12 protein-coding genes, 6 tRNA genes and 3 rRNA genes are annotated in these 20,720 nt (G+C 54.7%); all 21 read left to right on the top strand.

All coding sequences use genetic code 11. The annotated features are described in order from the left end of the window. Positions 1-102 precede the first annotated feature (102 nt). The 21 genes from AAGQ88_RS02380 (at position 103) to rpsG (ending at position 20,696) form a co-directional block, all read left to right on the top strand. A 16S ribosomal RNA gene (locus AAGQ88_RS02380) occupies positions 103-1,639 on the top strand. A 64-nt stretch (positions 1,640-1,703) separates the two neighbouring features. Then, positions 1,704-1,780: transfer RNA gene (locus AAGQ88_RS02385), tRNA-Ile, on the top strand. Between the two features lie 26 nt (positions 1,781-1,806). Beyond that, positions 1,807-1,882, top strand: a tRNA-Ala gene (locus AAGQ88_RS02390). Between the two features lie 256 nt (positions 1,883-2,138). Beyond that, positions 2,139-5,031 (top strand): 23S ribosomal RNA (locus AAGQ88_RS02395). Positions 5,032-5,188: 157 nt separating this feature from the next. Then, a 5S ribosomal RNA gene (rrf, locus tag AAGQ88_RS02400) occupies positions 5,189-5,304 on the top strand. The 16S, 23S and 5S rRNA genes sit together here with 2 tRNA genes alongside, the layout of an rRNA operon. Before the next feature lie 207 nt (positions 5,305-5,511). Beyond that, positions 5,512-6,468, top strand: a complete 957-nt coding sequence (gene birA / locus AAGQ88_RS02405; protein ID WP_342654359.1) for a bifunctional biotin--[acetyl-CoA-carboxylase] ligase/biotin operon repressor BirA — start codon at positions 5,512-5,514, stop codon at positions 6,466-6,468. Positions 6,469-6,502: 34 nt separating this feature from the next. Beyond that, positions 6,503-6,943 carry a hypothetical protein gene (locus AAGQ88_RS02410; RefSeq protein ID WP_342654360.1) on the top strand — a complete coding sequence of 147 codons (441 nt, stop codon included), beginning with the start codon at positions 6,503-6,505 and terminating at the stop codon, positions 6,941-6,943. Positions 6,944-7,084: 141 nt separating this feature from the next. After that, positions 7,085-7,169, top strand: a tRNA-Tyr gene (locus AAGQ88_RS02415). A 27-nt stretch (positions 7,170-7,196) separates the two neighbouring features. Beyond that, a tRNA-Gly gene (locus AAGQ88_RS02420) sits at positions 7,197-7,270 on the top strand. A gap of 27 nt (positions 7,271-7,297) precedes the next feature. After that, positions 7,298-7,373, top strand: a tRNA-Thr gene (locus AAGQ88_RS02425). Positions 7,374-7,558: 185 nt separating this feature from the next. After that, a tRNA-Trp gene (locus AAGQ88_RS02430) sits at positions 7,559-7,634 on the top strand. A 45-nt stretch (positions 7,635-7,679) separates the two neighbouring features. Continuing rightward, positions 7,680-8,048, top strand: coding sequence for a preprotein translocase subunit SecE (secE, locus tag AAGQ88_RS02435; protein ID WP_285424348.1), 369 nt, complete (start codon positions 7,680-7,682; stop codon positions 8,046-8,048). Positions 8,049-8,057: 9 nt separating this feature from the next. After that, the gene (nusG, locus tag AAGQ88_RS02440) at positions 8,058-8,591 is read left to right on the top strand and encodes a transcription termination/antitermination protein NusG (RefSeq protein ID WP_002555501.1); all 534 of its coding nucleotides are present in this window, start codon (positions 8,058-8,060) and stop codon (positions 8,589-8,591) included. Positions 8,592-8,710: 119 nt separating this feature from the next. Continuing rightward, complete coding sequence (rplK, locus tag AAGQ88_RS02445; protein WP_020290713.1) at positions 8,711-9,142, top strand: 50S ribosomal protein L11; 432 nt, start codon at positions 8,711-8,713, stop codon at positions 9,140-9,142. Beyond that, positions 9,142-9,837, top strand: a complete 696-nt coding sequence (gene rplA, locus AAGQ88_RS02450) for a 50S ribosomal protein L1 (protein WP_093468853.1) — start codon at positions 9,142-9,144, stop codon at positions 9,835-9,837. The genes rplK and rplA overlap by 1 nt, the downstream gene beginning before the upstream one ends. Before the next feature lie 195 nt (positions 9,838-10,032). Then, positions 10,033-10,533 carry a 50S ribosomal protein L10 gene (gene rplJ / locus AAGQ88_RS02455; protein WP_062384462.1) on the top strand — a complete coding sequence of 167 codons (501 nt, stop codon included), beginning with the start codon at positions 10,033-10,035 and terminating at the stop codon, positions 10,531-10,533. A gap of 78 nt (positions 10,534-10,611) precedes the next feature. Further along, positions 10,612-10,977 (top strand): 50S ribosomal protein L7/L12, encoded by a 366-nt coding sequence (rplL, locus tag AAGQ88_RS02460; RefSeq protein ID WP_093468856.1) that lies wholly within the window; start codon positions 10,612-10,614, stop codon positions 10,975-10,977. Positions 10,978-11,197: 220 nt separating this feature from the next. Then, entirely contained in the window at positions 11,198-15,271 is a 4,074-nt protein-coding gene (rpoB, locus tag AAGQ88_RS02465; protein WP_093468859.1) for a DNA-directed RNA polymerase subunit beta, read from the top strand. A 63-nt stretch (positions 15,272-15,334) separates the two neighbouring features. Beyond that, a complete protein-coding gene (gene rpoC / locus AAGQ88_RS02470) occupies positions 15,335-19,534 on the top strand; it encodes a DNA-directed RNA polymerase subunit beta' (RefSeq protein WP_285424347.1) in 4,200 nt (1,399 codons plus the stop codon). A gap of 205 nt (positions 19,535-19,739) precedes the next feature. Next, the gene (gene rpsL, locus AAGQ88_RS02475; RefSeq protein WP_003186084.1) at positions 19,740-20,111 is read left to right on the top strand and encodes a 30S ribosomal protein S12; all 372 of its coding nucleotides are present in this window, start codon (positions 19,740-19,742) and stop codon (positions 20,109-20,111) included. Positions 20,112-20,225: 114 nt separating this feature from the next. Next, on the top strand, positions 20,226-20,696 hold the full coding sequence (gene rpsG, locus AAGQ88_RS02480) for a 30S ribosomal protein S7 (RefSeq protein WP_002555493.1): 471 nt from the start codon (positions 20,226-20,228) through the stop codon (positions 20,694-20,696). The last annotated feature ends 24 nt before the right edge of the window (positions 20,697-20,720 follow it).

The raw sequence follows: 20,720 nt of genomic DNA on the forward strand, positions 1-20,720 counted from the left end.
CAAGATTATCAGCAACGCAAGTTACTCCACGAGAAATCATGGTTTAACCAACGATTGCTGAGCCAAGTTTATAGGGTTTTCTCAAAACCCGATTGCAGTATTGAACTGAAGAGTTTGATCATGGCTCAGATTGAACGCTGGCGGCAGGCCTAACACATGCAAGTCGAGCGGATGAAGGGAGCTTGCTCCCTGATTCAGCGGCGGACGGGTGAGTAATGCCTAGGAATCTGCCTGGTAGTGGGGGACAACGTCTCGAAAGGGACGCTAATACCGCATACGTCCTACGGGAGAAAGTGGGGGATCTTCGGACCTCACGCTATCAGATGAGCCTAGGTCGGATTAGCTAGTTGGTGAGGTAATGGCTCACCAAGGCGACGATCCGTAACTGGTCTGAGAGGATGATCAGTCACACTGGAACTGAGACACGGTCCAGACTCCTACGGGAGGCAGCAGTGGGGAATATTGGACAATGGGCGAAAGCCTGATCCAGCCATGCCGCGTGTGTGAAGAAGGTCTTCGGATTGTAAAGCACTTTAAGTTGGGAGGAAGGGTTGCTGATTAATACTCTGCAATTTTGACGTTACCGACAGAATAAGCACCGGCTAACTCTGTGCCAGCAGCCGCGGTAATACAGAGGGTGCAAGCGTTAATCGGAATTACTGGGCGTAAAGCGCGCGTAGGTGGTTTGTTAAGTTGAATGTGAAATCCCCGGGCTCAACCTGGGAACTGCATCCAAAACTGGCAAGCTAGAGTAGGGCAGAGGGTGGTGGAATTTCCTGTGTAGCGGTGAAATGCGTAGATATAGGAAGGAACACCAGTGGCGAAGGCGACCACCTGGGCTCATACTGACACTGAGGTGCGAAAGCGTGGGGAGCAAACAGGATTAGATACCCTGGTAGTCCACGCCGTAAACGATGTCAACTAGCCGTTGGAATCCTTGAGATTTTAGTGGCGCAGCTAACGCATTAAGTTGACCGCCTGGGGAGTACGGCCGCAAGGTTAAAACTCAAATGAATTGACGGGGGCCCGCACAAGCGGTGGAGCATGTGGTTTAATTCGAAGCAACGCGAAGAACCTTACCAGGCCTTGACATCCAGTGAACTTACCAGAGATGGTTTGGTGCCTTCGGGAACACTGAGACAGGTGCTGCATGGCTGTCGTCAGCTCGTGTCGTGAGATGTTGGGTTAAGTCCCGTAACGAGCGCAACCCTTGTCCTTAGTTACCAGCACGTTATGGTGGGCACTCTAAGGAGACTGCCGGTGACAAACCGGAGGAAGGTGGGGATGACGTCAAGTCATCATGGCCCTTACGGCCTGGGCTACACACGTGCTACAATGGTCGGTACAGAGGGTTGCCAAGCCGCGAGGTGGAGCTAATCCCACAAAACCGATCGTAGTCCGGATCGCAGTCTGCAACTCGACTGCGTGAAGTCGGAATCGCTAGTAATCGCGAATCAGAATGTCGCGGTGAATACGTTCCCGGGCCTTGTACACACCGCCCGTCACACCATGGGAGTGGGTTGCACCAGAAGTAGCTAGTCTAACCCTCGGGAGGACGGTTACCACGGTGTGATTCATGACTGGGGTGAAGTCGTAACAAGGTAGCCGTAGGGGAACCTGCGGCTGGATCACCTCCTTAATCGAAGACTCAGCTTCTTCGCAAGTTCCCACACGAATTGCTTGATTCATTGAAGAAGACGATTGGGTCTGTAGCTCAGTTGGTTAGAGCGCACCCCTGATAAGGGTGAGGTCGGCAGTTCGAATCTGCCCAGACCCACCAATTACCGGTGCACCCTGTAGCGATACGGGGCCATAGCTCAGCTGGGAGAGCGCCTGCCTTGCACGCAGGAGGTCAGCGGTTCGATCCCGCTTGGCTCCACCATTACCGGTGTTCGGTGGTACCGCGGTACAGACAGTTGTCCTGTGTAGAGCTTAGAAATGAGCATTTGCCTCGCAAGAAGGCGGAATGTTGATTTCTGATCTTTGTCAGAATCGTTCTTTAAAAATTCGGGTATGTGATAGAAAGATAGACTGTGATCCACTTTCACTGGTGGTGATCAGGCTAAGGTAAAGTTTGTGAATGCAAACTTTCGGCGAATGTCGTCTTCACAGTATAACCAGATTGCTTGGGGTTATATGGTCAAGTGAAGAAGCGCATACGGTGGATGCCTTGGCAGTCAGAGGCGATGAAAGACGTGGTAGCCTGCGAAAAGCTTCGGGGAGTCGGCAAACAGACTGTGATCCGGAGATGTCTGAATGGGGGAACCCACCTAGGATAACCTAGGTACCTTGCACTGAATACATAGGTGCATGGAGCGAACCAGGGGAACTGAAACATCTAAGTACCCTGAGGAAAAGAAATCAACCGAGATTCCCTTAGTAGTGGCGAGCGAACGGGGACCAGCCCTTAAGTTGATTTGAGATTAGCGGAACGCTCTGGAAAGTGCGGCCATAGTGGGTGATAGCCCTGTACGCGAAAATCTCTTGTCAATGAAATCGAGTAGGACGGGGCACGAGAAACCTTGTCTGAACATGGGGGGACCATCCTCCAAGGCTAAATACTACTGACTGACCGATAGTGAACCAGTACCGTGAGGGAAAGGCGAAAAGAACCGCGGAGAGCGGAGTGAAATAGATCCTGAAACCGTATGCGTACAAGCAGTGGGAGCCCACTTTGTTGGGTGACTGCGTACCTTTTGTATAATGGGTCAGCGACTTATTTTCAGTGGCGAGCTTAACCGAATAGGGGAGGCGTAGCGAAAGCGAGTCTTAATAGGGCGTCTAGTCGCTGGGAATAGACCCGAAACCGGGCGATCTATCCATGGGCAGGTTGAAGGTTAGGTAACACTGACTGGAGGACCGAACCGACTACCGTTGAAAAGTTAGCGGATGACCTGTGGATCGGAGTGAAAGGCTAATCAAGCTCGGAGATAGCTGGTTCTCCTCGAAAGCTATTTAGGTAGCGCCTCATGTATCACTGTAGGGGGTAGAGCACTGTTTCGGCTAGGGGGTCATCCCGACTTACCAAACCGATGCAAACTCCGAATACCTACAAGTGCCGAGCATGGGAGACACACGGCGGGTGCTAACGTCCGTCGTGAAAAGGGAAACAACCCAGACCGTCAGCTAAGGTCCCAAAGTCATGGTTAAGTGGGAAACGATGTGGGAAGGCTTAGACAGCTAGGAGGTTGGCTTAGAAGCAGCCACCCTTTAAAGAAAGCGTAATAGCTCACTAGTCGAGTCGGCCTGCGCGGAAGATGTAACGGGGCTCAAACCATGCACCGAAGCTACGGGTATCACCTTCGGGTGATGCGGTAGAGGAGCGTTCTGTAAGCCTGTGAAGGTGAGTTGAGAAGCTTGCTGGAGGTATCAGAAGTGCGAATGCTGACATGAGTAACGACAATGGGTGTGAAAAACACCCACGCCGAAAGACCAAGGTTTCCTGCGCAACGTTAATCGACGCAGGGTTAGTCGGTCCCTAAGGCGAGGCTGAAAAGCGTAGTCGATGGAAAACAGGTTAATATTCCTGTACTTCTGGTTATTGCGATGGAGGGACGGAGAAGGCTAGGCCAGCCTGGCGTTGGTTGTCCAGGTTTAAGGTGGTAGGCTGAAATCTTAGGTAAATCCGGGGTTTCAAGGCCGAGAGCTGATGACGAGTGTTCTTTAGAACACGAAGTGGTTGATGCCATGCTTCCAAGAAAAGCTTCTAAGCTTCAGGTAACCAGGAACCGTACCCCAAACCGACACAGGTGGTTGGGTAGAGAATACCAAGGCGCTTGAGAGAACTCGGGTGAAGGAACTAGGCAAAATGGCACCGTAACTTCGGGAGAAGGTGCGCCGGTGAGGGTGAAGGACTTGCTCCGTAAGCTCATGCCGGTCGAAGATACCAGGCCGCTGCGACTGTTTATTAAAAACACAGCACTCTGCAAACACGAAAGTGGACGTATAGGGTGTGACGCCTGCCCGGTGCCGGAAGGTTAATTGATGGGGTTAGCTAACGCGAAGCTCTTGATCGAAGCCCCGGTAAACGGCGGCCGTAACTATAACGGTCCTAAGGTAGCGAAATTCCTTGTCGGGTAAGTTCCGACCTGCACGAATGGCGTAACGATGGCGGCGCTGTCTCCACCCGAGACTCAGTGAAATTGAAATCGCTGTGAAGATGCAGTGTATCCGCGGCTAGACGGAAAGACCCCGTGAACCTTTACTATAGCTTTGCACTGGACTTTGAATTTGCTTGTGTAGGATAGGTGGGAGGCTTTGAAGCGTGAACGCCAGTTTGCGTGGAGCCATCCTTGAAATACCACCCTGGCAACTTTGAGGTTCTAACTCAGGTCCGTCATCCGGATCGAGGACAGTGTATGGTGGGTAGTTTGACTGGGGCGGTCTCCTCCTAAAGAGTAACGGAGGAGTACGAAGGTGCGCTCAGACCGGTCGGAAATCGGTCGTAGAGTATAAAGGCAAAAGCGCGCTTGACTGCGAGACAGACACGTCGAGCAGGTACGAAAGTAGGTCTTAGTGATCCGGTGGTTCTGTATGGAAGGGCCATCGCTCAACGGATAAAAGGTACTCCGGGGATAACAGGCTGATACCGCCCAAGAGTTCATATCGACGGCGGTGTTTGGCACCTCGATGTCGGCTCATCACATCCTGGGGCTGAAGCCGGTCCCAAGGGTATGGCTGTTCGCCATTTAAAGTGGTACGCGAGCTGGGTTTAGAACGTCGTGAGACAGTTCGGTCCCTATCTGCCGTGGACGTTTGAGATTTGAGAGGGGCTGCTCCTAGTACGAGAGGACCGGAGTGGACGAACCTCTGGTGTTCCGGTTGTCACGCCAGTGGCATTGCCGGGTAGCTATGTTCGGAAAAGATAACCGCTGAAAGCATCTAAGCGGGAAACTTGCCTCAAGATGAGATCTCACTGGAACCTTGAGTTCCCTGAAGGGCCGTCGAAGACTACGACGTTGATAGGTTGGGTGTGTAAGCGCTGTGAGGCGTTGAGCTAACCAATACTAATTGCCCGTGAGGCTTGACCATATAACACCCAAGCAATCTGCGACTCGGACGAGCACAGATTGCGGTGACTGTGAAGACGACACGCACCGAAAGTTTGCAACACACAAGCACGAAACACCTGATCACATACCTGATTGGCTGAAGCGCGGCCCTTGGCCACGGTTCGGTACCCGAATTTCTTGACGACCATAGAGCGTTGGAACCACCTGATCCCATCCCGAACTCAGAAGTGAAACGATGCATCGCCGATGGTAGTGTGGGGTTTCCCCATGTGAGAGTAGGTCATCGTCAAGATTAAATTCCAGAACCCCATTTGCGAAAGCAGATGGGGTTTTGTTTTTGCGCGTAAAAAAATCGCAGGATCGGCTGGGTTTCTGAAACCGCTCCAGTGGCAATGTAAGCCCGTACGCTGGCAATTGACGCGCGCTAGCGAGGGCGATTTTCTAGGCGCTAGGAGCGGCTATCGCTATTATGCGTGCCTTATTGTCAGGTGAGACTTCGATGCGAACGTTGCTCAAGCTTCTTGGAGATGGTGCTTTTCATTCTGGCGAAGACCTGGGTCGCGTACTTGGCGTGAGCCGCAGTGCTGTCTGGAAAAAGCTTCAGCAGGTGGAAGCGGAGCTCGGGATAGAGGTTCATAAAGTTCGCGGGCGGGGTTATCGTCTTGCCGGGCCTCTACATCTGCTCGATGCGGACGAAATCGCTAATGCTGATCGTGGCGCACTATGGCCTGTGCGTATCTATGACGTTATTGACTCTACAAATGCCGAAGCGATGAGGCTTATTGAAGCTGGCACGCAACTGCCCTTGTTGGTTCTCGCCGAGCAGCAAACGGCCGGCAGGGGGCGGCGAGGGCGGAAGTGGGTCAGTCCTTTCGCCGAGAATCTTTATTACAGCCTCGCGGTGCGTATTGAAGGTGGTATGCGCCAGCTTGAGGGCATGAGCTTGCTTGTGGGTCTGGCGTTGGTAGAAACCCTCCGAGAGCTCGGTGTCGCAAAAGCTGGGTTGAAGTGGCCTAACGATATTCTCGTGGGGGATCGTAAGCTTGCCGGCGTTCTGCTTGAGCTCACGGGCGACCCTGCGGATGTATGTCATGTGATCATCGGCGTCGGTGTGAACGTCAACATGCGCAGCGCCAATGAGGTTGATCAGGCCTGGACGTCTATGGCGATTGAGTTGGGTAGGATGCTAGACCGTAACCAGGTTGCGTCTAGGCTGAGTCACAACCTCGGGCTCTATATCGCTCGACATCGCGAAGAAGGCTTCGATGCATTTAGGGATGACTGGGAGCGCAATCATCTCTGGCAGGGGAGAGGGGTGTCACTGATCGCGGGTGATCGCGTGATTGAGGGCACTGTTCTGGGCATTAAGGGTGATGGGTCACTGCGTTTATGTGTGGATGGTGAAGAGCGCAGCTTTAATGGTGGTGAGTTGAGCCTAAGGCTGCTTGCGAAGTGAGAAGGCGCCTGAAAGGCCGCTGGTTGGGGGTGCTATGCGTTGGGTGTTTTTGCTGTTGTTGATGTTGAATGCCTTCTACTACATCTGGCATCAACAGGACGCTCCTTTAAGGCCGAAGGAGGTCGCGCCTCTGGCGTCGTTCAAGGGCTCACGACAGGATATCCGATTGCTCAGTGAGTCAGCAGGTTCTTCCAGTCAGACGGAGCCATCCAGGGCAGCATTGAGTCAGTGCCTTTATCTGGGTGGAGATGTTTCGCAGGCCGACGCCAGAATTGTCGAGCAGCGACTCACGAGCCTCGACATTCAGACGCAGTTTGGACAGCACAGAGATGAGGGTGGAGCTATTTACTGGTTGCGCATAGAGCCGGAAAGTCGTCGGCTGGTTGATGAGCCATTGCTGGGGACCTTGGCGCAGGACTTCCCGAAATTAAAAAGTAAAATAATGTCTTGCGAGGGCATTGCAACCATCGATTAGTTTGCATAGAATGGCGCCCGCTTCGCAGTGCAGAGCAATCTGAAACTGCTGCGATGCAAGCGTCAACGTATGTAACCTCAAGTTTTTATTGAGAAAAAGGTTGACAGAAGGGTGGCATGATATAGAATGCTGCCTCGCTTAGGAGGGGTTCCCGAGCGGCCAAAGGGATCAGACTGTAAATCTGACGTCTACGACTTCGAAGGTTCGAATCCTTCCCCCTCCACCATATTTTCGAGCGTAAGCAGCATGCTCGGCGGGTATAGTTTAGTGGTAGAACCTCAGCCTTCCAAGCTGATGATGCGGGTTCGATTCCCGCTACCCGCTCCAAGTTTTGCTGGTTGTGCAATGTGTTTCGCTCTTGTAGCTCAGTTGGTAGAGCACACCCTTGGTAAGGGTGAGGTCAGCGGTTCAAATCCGCTCAAGAGCTCCATTACTAAGGCAGATATGAAAGTATCTGCCTTTGTTTTAGGTGTTGCGATTCGCCAGGCTTGCTGCTTTGCTGATGGTTTTCGTAGCTACCTGGCAGTGCTTTGGCGCGGTTGATTCTGGTCTCGCCGATTAGCTGTTGAAATCTCCCCGTCGGGTCCGCATAATGGTCGGCCTGATTATGCTTTTAGGTCAGTAGCTCAATTGGCAGAGCGACGGTCTCCAAAACCGTAGGTTGGGGGTTCGATTCCCTCCTGACCTGCCAGATTCGCTAAACGTGTCTGGCTTTCTTTTCACAGGATTTTAGTAGATGAATCCAAAGGCTGAAGCCTCAGACTCCCGTTTTGATCTTGTGAAGTGGCTCGTAGTGGTCCTTCTGGTCGTTGTGGGTGTGGTCGGAAATCAATACTATTCGGCGCAGCCAATCCTGTATCGCGTGTTGGCCCTGCTCGTGATTGCCGCTGTTGCAGCTTATGTAGCTCTTCAGACTGGCAAGGGTAAGGCTTTCTTCGTGTTGGCCAAGGAAGCTCGCGTCGAGATTCGTAAAGTCGTATGGCCTACTCGTCAAGAAACCACGCAGACTACTCTCATCGTGGTAGCTGTCGTTCTGGTTATGGCGCTGCTGTTGTGGGGATTAGATTCCCTGCTCGGCTGGCTTGTTTCCTTGATTGTTGGCTAAGGGTGTCCCGTGGCTAAGCGTTGGTACGTAGTGCATGCCTACTCGGGTTACGAGAAGCATGTTATGCGCTCTCTGATCGAGCGTGTAAAGCTGGCAGGCATGGAAGATGGTTTTGGCGAAATTCTGGTCCCTACCGAAGAAGTGGTAGAGATGCGCAACGGCCAGAAGCGCAAGAGCGAGCGTAAATTCTTCCCTGGTTATGTGCTGGTTCAGATGGACATGAACGAGGGGACTTGGCACCTGGTCAAGGATACGCCTCGTGTCATGGGCTTTATTGGTGGTACTGCAGACAAACCTGCTCCGATCACTGACAAAGAAGCCGAGGCCATTCTGCGCCGTGTTGCTGATGGCAGCGACAAGCCAAAGCCGAAGACTCTGTTCGAACCGGGAGAAGTGGTTCGTGTTACCGATGGCCCGTTTGCCGATTTCAACGGAACCGTCGAAGAAGTTAACTACGAAAAGAGCCGGATCCAAGTGGCTGTGCTTATTTTCGGACGCTCTACTCCGGTAGAGCTCGAGTTCAGTCAGGTCGAAAAGGCATAACTGAGCTAGGAATCCCATACCCCGCAGCCTTGGGCTGTGGGGTTTTGTCGTCACTGGGATAAACGCGCAAGTAACCGGGGAGCCTTTCGAGGCGTTTGAACCCGTAATTGGAGTGCCTCATGGCCAAGAAGATTACCGCTTACATCAAGCTTCAAGTGAAAGCTGCTCAGGCTAACCCAAGCCCGCCTGTCGGTCCTGCTCTGGGTCAGCACGGCGTTAACATCATGGAATTCTGCAAGGCTTTCAACGCCCGTACTCAGGGTCTTGAGCCAGGTCTGCCGACTCCTGTGATCATCACTGTTTACAGCGACCGCAGCTTCACTTTTGAAACCAAAAGTACCCCTGCGTCGGTTCTGCTGAAAAAAGCAGCTGGCCTGACCAGCGGCTCGGCTCGCCCGAACACCGTTAAAGTTGGCACCGTTACCCGTGCACAGCTGGAAGATATCGCCAAGGCTAAAAATGCCGATCTGACTGCTGCTGACATGGAAGCGGCCGTGCGTACAATCGCCGGCTCCGCTCGTAGCATGGGCCTTAACGTGGAGGGTGTGTAATGGCTAAGCTGACCAAACGCCAAAAGGCAATCGCTGCAAAGATCGAGCCTGGCAAATCTTACAGCTTCAACGACGCAGCTGCTCTGCTGACCGAGCTGTCGACCGTCAAGTTCAGCGAGTCTGTCGACGTCGCTGTTAACCTCGGTGTAGACCCGCGTAAATCTGACCAGGTCGTTCGTAGTGCTACTGTGCTGCCACACGGTACTGGCAAGACTGTCCGCGTAGCTGTCTTCACCCAGGGTCCAGCCGCTGAGGCTGCTCTGGCTGCTGGCGCTGATCGCGTTGGTATGGACGACCTGGCTGCCGAAATGAAAGGCGGCGACCTGAACTATGACGTCGTTATTGCTTCTCCGGATGCAATGCGTGTTGTAGGTCAACTGGGTCAGATCCTCGGTCCTCGCGGTCTGATGCCTAACCCGAAAGTTGGTACCGTTACTCCAGACGTAGCTTCTGCTGTCAAGAACGCTAAAGCTGGTCAGGTCCGCTATCGCACCGACAAAAACGGCATCATCCACACCTCCGTTGGCAAAGTTGGCTTTGAAGCCGACAAGCTGAAGGAAAACGTTGAGGCGCTGATCGCTGATTTGAAGCGTATCAAGCCAGCTTCCTCGAAAGGTATTTACGTCAAGCGCGTTACTCTGAGCACCACCATGGGCCCAGGCCTGGTCATCGACCAAGGTTCTCTGAACGCGTAAGACGCGCGATGCAGTCTGCTGCATCGTTGCAAAAATTGGGGTCCCTGCCTGGCGGGGGCTATCCAAGACCGTAGGCGACGAAAGTCTTAAACCACAAGCCTACGCAGATGGTGCTCCCGGTTCCTTACCGAATCAGACACCAAAACGACATCCGGCTCCGGCCAGATGAAACGGTAACAAGCAGGAGTTAAACCCGTGGCAATTAAACTCGAAGACAAGAAGGCCATCGTCGCTGAAGTCAACGAGGCTGCCAAAGTCGCTCTGTCTGCTGTTGTGGCTGATGCCCGCGGCGTGACAGTAGGCGCGATGACCGGACTCCGTAAAGAGGCTCGTGAAGCTGGCGTTTACGTACGCGTAGTACGTAACACCCTGCTCAAGCGCGCTGTTGCTGACACTGAATACAGTGTTCTCAACGATGCGTTCACCGGCCCTACCTTGATCGCTTTCTCCAACGAACATCCTGGCGCTGCTGCCCGTTTGTTCAAAGAGTTCGCGAAAGGTCAGGACAAGTTCGAGATCAAGGCAGCTGCGTTCGAGGGCAAGTTCCTCGCAGCTAATCAGATCGACGTACTGGCAACCTTGCCGACCCGTGACGAAGCAATCTCCCAGCTGATGAGCGTGATCCAAGGCGCTACCAGCAAATTGGCTCGTACTCTGGCGGCAGTTCGCGAACAGAAAGAAGCTGCTGCAGCCTAAGGCCGCACACCTCTTTTCGCGTATTTTTGTTTATTTCGAAGGCCGCATAGGCCCTCACACAATTCAGGAATTAGAGTCATGTCTATCTCTCAAGACGATATCCTCAACGCCGTAGCTGAAATGTCCGTTCTGCAGGTTGTTGAGCTGATCAAAGCTTTCGAAGAAAAATTCGGTGTTAGCGCTGCTGCTGCATCGGCTGGTCCAGCTGCCGCTGCCGCCGTTGTTGAAGAGCAAACCGAGTTCAACGTCATGCTGACTGAAGCTGGCGACAAGAAAGTGAACGTGATTAAAGCAGTTCGTGAACTGACCGGTCTGGGCCTGAAAGAAGCCAAGGCAGTCGTTGACGGCGCTCCAGCAATGGTTCTGGAAGCAGTAGCAAAAGACGCTGCTGACAAAGCCAAAGCTGCTCTGGAAGAAGCAGGCGCTAAAGTCGAGCTGAAGTAAGCATCGACCTTGCGTCTCCAGCCCAAGCGTTGAGCGAAAGGCTGATGGCTGGTGGCTTCTGCCACCGGCCTTTTTCCGTTATTGGCAGCCGATCAGGTCGGTGCCGTTAACGTGCTTCAACCACCTCGACCGGTGGCGCAAACCATGGGGTTTGCAAGATTTTCTGGCCGCTCCCGTCGGGGGAGGCCAAACAAGCAGGTGACCAAGCTGGGGAACGCTGATGGCTTACTCATATACTGAGAAAAAACGTATCCGCAAGGACTTTAGCAAGTTGCCGGACGTCATGGATGTGCCTTACCTCCTGGCCATCCAGCTGGATTCGTATCGTGAATTCTTGCAAGCGGGAGCGACTAAAGATCAGTTCCGCGACGTGGGCCTGCATGCGGCCTTCAAATCCGTTTTCCCGATCATCAGCTACTCCGGCAATGCTGCTCTGGAGTACGTCGGTTATCGTCTGGGCGAACCGGCGTTTGATGTCAAGGAATGCGTGCTGCGCGGTGTGACGTACGCCGTACCTTTGCGGGTAAAAGTGCGCCTGATCATTTTCGACAAAGAGTCGTCGAACAAAGCGATCAAGGACATCAAAGAGCAAGAAGTCTACATGGGTGAAATCCCCCTGATGACTGAAAACGGTACCTTCGTAATCAACGGTACCGAGCGTGTTATCGTTTCCCAGCTGCACCGTTCCCCAGGCGTGTTCTTCGATCACGACCGTGGCAAGACGCACAGTTCTGGCAAGCTGCTGTATTCCGCTCGCATCATTCCTTACCGTGGTTCGTGGCTGGACTTCGAGTTCGATCCAAAGGACTGTGTATTCGTCCGTATCGACCGTCGCCGCAAGCTCCCTGCATCGGTTCTGCTCCGTGCGCTGGGCTACACTACTGAAGAAGTGCTGGACGCTTTCTACACCACCAACGTTTTCCACGTTCAGGGCGAATCTCTGAGCCTGGAACTGGTGCCTCAGCGTCTGCGTGGCGAAATTGCCGTTCTGGACATCCAGGACGACAAGGGCAAAGTGATCGTCGAGCAAGGTCGTCGTATCACCGCTCGCCACATCAACCAGCTTGAAAAAGCCGGCATCAAGGCGCTGGAAGTCCCGCTGGATTACGTCATTGGCCGTACCACCGCCAAGGCGATCGTGCACCCGGCGACTGGCGAAATCATTGCCGAATGCAACACTGAGCTGAACACCGAGATCCTGGCGAAGATTGCCAAGGCTCAGGTCGTTCGCATCGAAACGTTGTACACCAATGACATCGACTGCGGCCCGTTCATCTCCGACACCTTGAAGATCGATTCGACCGGCAACCAGTTGGAAGCTCTGGTCGAAATCTATCGCATGATGCGTCCTGGCGAGCCGCCTACCAAGGATGCAGCAGAGACCCTGTTCAATAACCTGTTCTTCAGCCCAGAGCGTTACGATCTGTCTGCTGTAGGCCGGATGAAGTTCAACCGTCGTATCGGTCGTACCGAAATCGAAGGTTCAGGCGTGCTGTGCAAGGAAGATATCGTCGCGGTCCTCAAGACCCTGGTCGATATCCGTAACGGCAAAGGCATCGTCGATGACATCGACCACTTGGGTAACCGTCGCGTCCGCTGCGTCGGCGAAATGGCCGAGAACCAGTTCCGGGTAGGTCTGGTGCGTGTTGAGCGCGCGGTCAAAGAGCGTCTGTCGATGGCAGAAAGCGAAGGCCTGATGCCTCAGGACCTGATCAACGCCAAGCCGGTTGCCGCTGCTGTCAAAGAATTCTTCGGTTCCAGTCAGCTATCGCAGTTCATGGACCAGAACAACCCGCTGTCCGAGATTACGCACAAGCGTCGTGTTTCTGCACTCGGCCCGGGCGGTCTGACGCGTGAGCGCGCAGGCTTTGAAGTTCGTGACGTACACCCGACGCACTACGGTCGTGTTTGCCCGATCGAAACGCCGGAAGGTCCGAACATCGGTCTGATCAACTCGCTCGCTGCCTACGCTCGCACCAACCAGTACGGCTTCCTGGAAAGCCCGTACCGCGTTGTGAAAGAAGGCCTGGTCACCGACGAGATCGTGTTCCTGTCCGCTATTGAAGAAGCCGATCACGTGATCGCGCAGGCTTCGGCTGCCATGAACGACAAAGGACAGCTGATCGATGAGCTGGTTGCCGTTCGTCACCTGAACGAATTCACCGTCAAGGCGCCGGAAGACGTCACCCTGATGGACGTTTCGCCGAAGCAGGTTGTATCGGTCGCTGCGTCGCTGATTCCGTTCCTCGAGCACGACGACGCCAACCGTGCGTTGATGGGTTCCAACATGCAGCGTCAGGCTGTACCGACTCTGCGCGCCGACAAGCCGCTGGTGGGTACCGGCATGGAGCGCAACGTTGCCCGTGATTCCGGTGTCTGCGTTGTTGCCCGTCGTGGCGGCGTGATCGACTCGGTCGACGCCAGCCGTATCGTCGTTCGTGTTGCTGATGACGAAGTTGAGCCGGGCGAAGCCGGTGTCGACATCTACAACCTGACCAAGTACACCCGCTCGAACCAGAACACCTGCATCAACCAGCGTCCGCTGGTGAGCAAGGGTGATCGCGTTCAGCGCAGCGACATCATGGCCGACGGTCCGTCCACCGATATGGGTGAACTGGCTCTGGGTCAGAACATGCGCATCGCGTTCATGGCATGGAACGGCTTCAACTTCGAAGACTCCATCTGCCTCTCCGAGCGTGTTGTTCAGGAAGACCGTTTCACCACGATCCACATTCAGGAACTGACCTGTGTGGCCCGTGATACCAAGCTTGGCCCAGAGGAAATTACCGCTGACATCCCGAACGTGGGTGAAGCAGCGCTGAACAAGCTGGACGAAGCCGGTATCGTTTACGTGGGTGCTGAAGTCGGCGCCGGCGACATTCTGGTAGGTAAGGTCACTCCGAAAGGCGAGACTCAGCTGACTCCGGAAGAGAAGCTGCTGCGCGCAATCTTCGGTGAAAAGGCCAGCGACGTTAAAGACACATCCTTGCGCGTACCGACCGGTACCAAGGGAACTGTCATCGACGTTCAGGTATTTACTCGTGATGGCGTTGAGCGTGATGCACGTGCTCTTTCGATCGAGAAGAGCCAGCTGGACGAGATCCGCAAGGATCTGAACGAAGAGTTCCGTATCGTCGAAGGTGCAACGTTCGAGCGTCTGCGTTCCGCTTTGGTGGGTCGTACTGTTGAAGGTGGTGCTGGCCTGAAAAAAGGTCAGGAAATCACCGACGAAGTACTCGACGGCCTCGAGCATGGCCAGTGGTTCAAACTGCGCATGGTCGAAGACGCGCTGAACGAGCAACTCGAGAAAGCTCAGGCTTACATCGTTGATCGTCGCCGTCTGCTGGACGACAAGTTCGAAGACAAGAAGCGCAAACTGCAGCAAGGCGATGACCTGGCTCCAGGCGTCTTGAAAATCGTCAAGGTCTACCTCGCCATTCGTCGCCGCATCCAGCCGGGCGACAAAATGGCCGGTCGCCACGGTAACAAGGGTGTGGTCTCCGTGATCATGCCGGTTGAAGACATGCCACATGATGCCAACGGCACCCCTGTGGATATCGTCCTCAACCCGTTGGGTGTACCTTCGCGTATGAACGTTGGTCAGATTCTCGAAACCCACCTGGGCCTCGCGGCCAAGGGTCTGGGCGAGAAGATCAACCGCATGCTCGAAGAGCAGCGTAAAGTCGTTGAGCTGCGCAAGTTCCTGAACGAGATCTACAACGAGATCGGCGGCCGTCAGGAAAGCCTGGACGACCTGTCTGATCAGGAAATCCTGGATCTGGCTAAGAACCTGCGCGGCGGCGTTCCGATGGCGACCCCGGTATTCGACGGTGCCAAGGAAGTTGAAATCAAGGCGATGCTGCGCCTGGCGGACATGCCGGACAGTGGCCAGATGCAGCTGTTCGACGGTCGTACTGGTAACAAATTCGAGCGTCCGGTAACTGTTGGCTACATGTACATGCTGAAGCTGAACCACTTGGTGGACGACAAGATGCACGCGCGTTCCACTGGTTCTTACAGCCTGGTTACCCAGCAGCCGCTGGGTGGTAAGGCGCAGTTCGGTGGTCAGCGTTTCGGGGAGATGGAAGTCTGGGCGCTGGAAGCATATGGCGCGGCGTACACTCTGCAAGAAATGCTCACAGTGAAGTCGGACGATGTGAACGGCCGGACCAAGATGTACAAAAACATCGTGGACGGCGATCACCGTATGGAGCCGGGCATGCCCGAGTCTTTCAACGTGTTGATCAAAGAAATCCGTTCGCTCGGTATCGATATCGATCTGGAAACCGAATAACACGTGACGCGAATCGAGGGTGGGTCGGTATGACCGCCCTCTGCTCCGCCAGGAGGAAAGGCCTTGAAAGACCTACTGAATTTGCTGAAAAACCAGGGTCAAGTCGAAGAGTTCGACGCCATCCGTATCGGATTGGCATCGCCTGAGATGATCCGTTCGTGGTCGTTCGGTGAAGTTAAAAAGCCGGAAACCATCAACTACCGTACGTTCAAACCTGAGCGTGACGGCCTGTTCTGCGCCAAGATCTTTGGCCCGGTCAAGGATTACGAGTGCCTGTGTGGTAAGTACAAGCGCTTGAAACATCGTGGCGTGATCTGTGAGAAGTGCGGCGTTGAAGTCGCGCTCGCCAAGGTCCGTCGTGAGCGCATGGCTCACATCGAGCTGGCTTCGCCGGTTGCTCACATCTGGTTCCTCAAATCGCTGCCGTCCCGTATCGGCCTGCTGATGGACATGACGCTGCGTGATATCGAACGCGTTCTCTACTTCGAGAGCTATGTCGTTATCGATCCAGGCATGACCACGCTCGAGAAAGGTCAGCTGCTCAACGATGAGCAGTATTTCGAAGCGCTTGAAGAGTTCGGTGATGACTTCGACGCCCGCATGGGTGCCGAGGCCGTCCGCGAGCTGCTTCACGCTATCGATCTGGAACACGAGATTGGCCGTCTGCGTGAAGAAATTCCGCAAACCAACTCCGAAACCAAGATCAAGAAGCTGTCCAAGCGTCTGAAGTTGATGGAAGCCTTCCAGGGTTCCGGCAACCTGCCTGAGTGGATGGTGTTGACCGTTCTGCCGGTTCTGCCGCCAGATCTGCGTCCACTGGTACCACTGGACGGCGGCCGCTTTGCGACTTCCGATCTCAACGATCTGTATCGTCGAGTGATCAACCGTAACAACCGTTTGAAGCGCCTGCTGGATCTGTCTGCTCCAGACATCATCGTGCGCAACGAAAAACGCATGCTGCAGGAAGCTGTGGATGCGCTGCTCGATAACGGTCGCCGCGGTCGTGCGATTACCGGTTCCAACAAGCGTCCTCTGAAATCCCTGGCTGACATGATCAAGGGTAAACAAGGTCGTTTCCGTCAGAACTTGCTCGGTAAGCGCGTTGACTACTCGGGTCGTTCGGTTATTACCGTAGGTCCGACCCTGCGTCTGCATCAGTGCGGTCTGCCTAAGAAAATGGCTCTCGAGCTGTTCAAGCCGTTTATTTTCGGCAAGCTGGAAATGCGCGGTCTGGCGACCACCATCAAAGCTGCCAAGAAGATGGTCGAGCGCGAGCTGCCTGAGGTCTGGGACGTTCTCGCCGAAGTGATTCGCGAACACCCAGTGCTGCTCAACCGTGCTCCGACCCTTCACCGTCTGGGTATCCAGGCGTTTGAACCGGTTCTCATCGAAGGTAAGGCAATCCAGCTGCACCCGTTGGTCTGTGCGGCATACAACGCCGACTTCGACGGTGACCAGATGGCTGTTCACGTGCCTCTGACGCTGGAAGCCCAGCTCGAAGCGCGCGCACTGATGATGTCGACCAACAACATCCTGTCGCCAGCCAACGGTGAGCCAATCATCGTTCCTTCGCAGGACGTTGTACTGGGTCTGTACTACATGACTCGTGAAGCGATCAACGCCAAAGGCGAAGGTCGTGTGTTCGCGGATCTGCAGGAAGTTGACCGTGTGTTCCGTGCCGGCGAAGCCGCTCTGCACGCCAAGGTCAAAGTGCGGATCAATGAAACCGTCAACGATCGTGATGGCGGCAGCGTGAGCGGTACCCGTATCGTCGACACCACTGTCGGCCGTGCGCTGCTGTATCAAGTTGTGCCGAAAGGTCTGTCGTACGACGTCGTCAACCAGCCGATGAAGAAAAAGGCGATCTCCAAACTGATCAACCAGTGCTACCGCGTGGTTGGTCTGAAAGAGACCGTGATCTTCGCTGACCAGTTGATGTACACCGGTTTTGCCTACTCGACGATTTCGGGTGTTTCCATCGGCGTTAACGACTTCGTTATCCCTGATGAAAAAGCTCGCATCATCGACGCCGCTACCGATGAAGTGAAAGAGATCGAAAGTCAGTACGCCTCCGGCCTGGTAACCCAGGGCGAGAAGTACAACAAGGTGATCGACCTCTGGTCCAAGGCCAACGATGAAGTCTCCAAGGCGATGATGTCCAACCTCTCGAAAGAGAAGGTTGTGGACCGTCACGGCGAGACCGTTGACCAGGAATCCTTCAACTCGATGTACATGATGGCTGACTCGGGTGCGCGGGGTTCCGCTGCTCAGATCCGTCAGCTGGCTGGTATGCGTGGTCTGATGGCCAAGCCGGACGGCTCCATCATCGAGACGCCGATTACTGCGAACTTCCGTGAAGGTCTGAGCGTACTTCAGTACTTCATCTCGACTCACGGTGCTCGTAAAGGTCTGGCGGATACCGCGTTGAAAACCGCGAACTCCGGTTACCTGACCCGTCGTCTGGTGGACGTGGCGCAGGATCTGGTCGTTACCGAAGTCGATTGCGGTACCGAGCAGGGTCTGGTCATGACGCCGCACATTGAAGGTGGTGACGTAGTCGAGCCTCTGGGTGAGCGTGTACTGGGTCGTGTCATTGCTCGCGACGTGTTCAAGCCTGGCACTGAGGACGTCATCGTCCCGGCCGGCACTCTGGTCGACGAGAAGTGGGTCGAGTTCATCGAGCTGAACAGCATCGACGAAGTGATCGTGCGCTCGCCAATCAGCTGCGAAACCCGTTACGGCATTTGCGCCAAGTGCTACGGCCGTGATCTGGCTCGCGGTCACCAGGTGAACATCGGTGAAGCTGTCGGCGTTATCGCTGCACAGTCGATCGGTGAGCCGGGTACCCAGCTGACCATGCGTACGTTCCACATCGGTGGTGCGGCAAGCCGTACTTCCGCTGCTGACAGCGTTCAGGTGAAGAACGGCGGTATCGTCCGTCTGCACAACCTGAAGCACGTTGAGCGTCTCGACGGCAATCTGGTCGCGGTCTCGCGTTCCGGCGAGCTGGCGATCGCTGACGAGTTCGGTCGTGAGCGTGAGCGTTATAAGCTGCCTTATGGTGCAGTGATCTCGGTGAAGGAAGGCGACAAGGTCGACGCTGGCTCTATCGTGGCCAAGTGGGACCCGCACACTCACCCGATCGTTACCGAAATGAAAGGTACCGTGACCTACGTGGGCATGGAAGAAGGTATTACGATCAAGCGCCAGACCGACGAACTGACCGGTCTGACCAACATCGAAGTACTGGATGCTAAAGATCGTCCGGCAGCTGGCAAGGACATTCGTCCTGCGGTCAAGATGGTCGGCGCCGATGGCAAGGATCTGCTGCTGCCAGGCACTGACGTGCCGGCTCAGTACTTCCTGCCGGCAAACGCTCTGGTAGGTGTAGCGGACGGTGCTCAAGTGGGCGTGGGTGATGTCATTGCCCGTATCCCGCAAGAAACGTCCAAGACCCGTGACATCACGGGTGGTCTGCCGCGCGTTGCCGACCTGTTCGAAGCGCGTCGTCCGAAGGAAGCGTCCATCCTGGCGGAAGTCAGCGGTACGATCGCATTCGGTAAGGAAACAAAAGGCAAGCGTCGTCTGGTGATTACGCCGAATGACGGTAGCGATCCGTACGAAGAGCTGATCCCGAAATGGCGTCATCTGAACGTCTTCGAAGGTGAGCAAGTAAACCGCGGCGAAGTTATCTCCGACGGTCCTAGCGATCCACACGACATTCTGCGTCTGTTGGGTGTCAGCGCGCTGGCGAAATACATCGTCAACGAGATTCAGGACGTTTACCGCCTGCAGGGCGTAAAGATCAACGACAAGCACATCGAAACGATCCTTCGTCAGATGCTGCGTAAAGTCGAGATCACCGAGTCTGGCGATTCGAGCTTCATCAAGGGTGACCAGATGGAGTTGACGCATGTACTGGTCGAAAACGAGCGTCTGACACAGGACGAGAAGTTCATCGCGAAGTTTACGCGCGTGCTGCTGGGTATCACCAAGGCATCGCTGTCGACCGAATCGTTCATCTCGGCGGCCTCCTTCCAGGAGACCACCCGTGTTCTGACGGAAGCAGCAGTGACTGGCAAGCGCGACTACCTGCGTGGTCTGAAGGAAAACGTGGTCGTGGGTCGTCTGATTCCGGCCGGTACCGGTCTGGCTTATCACAGCGAGCGCAAGCGTCGCCGTGATGCTGACAAACCGCTGCGTGTGAGCGCGAGCGAAGTCGAAGCCGCACTGACAGAAGCGTTGAACTCAAGCAGTAATTAAGAGCAGGGCCCTGATTTCGATACCCACCCTTTGCTGACAGGCTTTTTTGCTGTGAGGGGGTGGGTGCGGAGGTCGGGGCTTTGCCTTGACTGGGGGCAGGATCCTCTTTAGACTCTTGTACCCCTAAATCTGGCGGGACTTATGTCCGGCCATTTTGCTTTTCTTGTAAGACAATAGCGTCGCAAGACAACAGTGGAGCTAGTAGATGGCAACTATCAACCAGCTGGTACGTCAGCCGCGTAAGCGTATCGTCGAGAAATCCGACGTGCCTGCGCTGCAGAACTGCCCGCAACGTCGTGGTGTGTGCACTCGTGTGTACACGACTACGCCGAAAAAACCTAACTCGGCACTGCGTAAAGTATGCCGTGTGCGTCTGACCAACGGTTTCGAGGTTTCCTCGTACATCGGTGGTGAAGGCCACAACCTGCAAGAGCACAGCGTCGTCCTGATCCGTGGCGGTCGTGTAAAAGACTTGCCAGGTGTTCGTTACCACACCGTTCGCGGCTCCTTGGATACTTCCGGCGTTAAAGGCCGTAACCAGGGTCGTTCGAAATACGGTACCAAGCGTCCTAAATAAGGTCGCTTGACGTAAACAGCAGTTTCTATTTTTCTGAGTCGATAAGAGTAAGGTCGGACGAATCCTCTGGATTCTGTTTCCGAGCTAACCTGAAGACCGTTTGAGGGCTTATCCATGCCAAGAAGACGCGTAGCAGCCAAGCGCGAAGTGCTTGACGATCCAAAATACGGAAGCCAAATCCTGGCCAAGTTCATGAACCACGTGATGGAAAGCGGCAAGAAAGCCGTTGCCGAGCGTATCGTTTATGGCGCGCTGGAAAAGGTTAAAGAACGCAAGAACAGCGATCCCCTGGAAATCTTCGAGAAAGCTCTCGACGCCATCGCTCCGCTGGTCGAAGTAAAGTCGCGCCGTGTTGGCGGTGCTACTTACCAGGTTCCGGTCGAAGTTCGTCCGTCCCGTCGTAATGCTCTGGCAATGCGTTGGCTGGTAGACTTCGCGCGCAAGCGCGGTGAGAAGTCTATGGCTCTGCGTTTGGCTGGCGAACTGCTGGACGCCGCTGAAGGCAAAGGTGCTGCGGTCAAGAAGCGTGAAGACGTGCACCGTATGGCTGAGGCCAACAAGGCTTTCTCGCACTACCGCTTCTAATCTCAGCGTCACTATTTTTGCGAG

Origin of the sequence: Pseudomonas sp. F3-2, assembly GCF_038804275.1 — a bacterium.
Taxonomy (GTDB): Bacteria; Pseudomonadota; Gammaproteobacteria; order Pseudomonadales; family Pseudomonadaceae; genus Aquipseudomonas.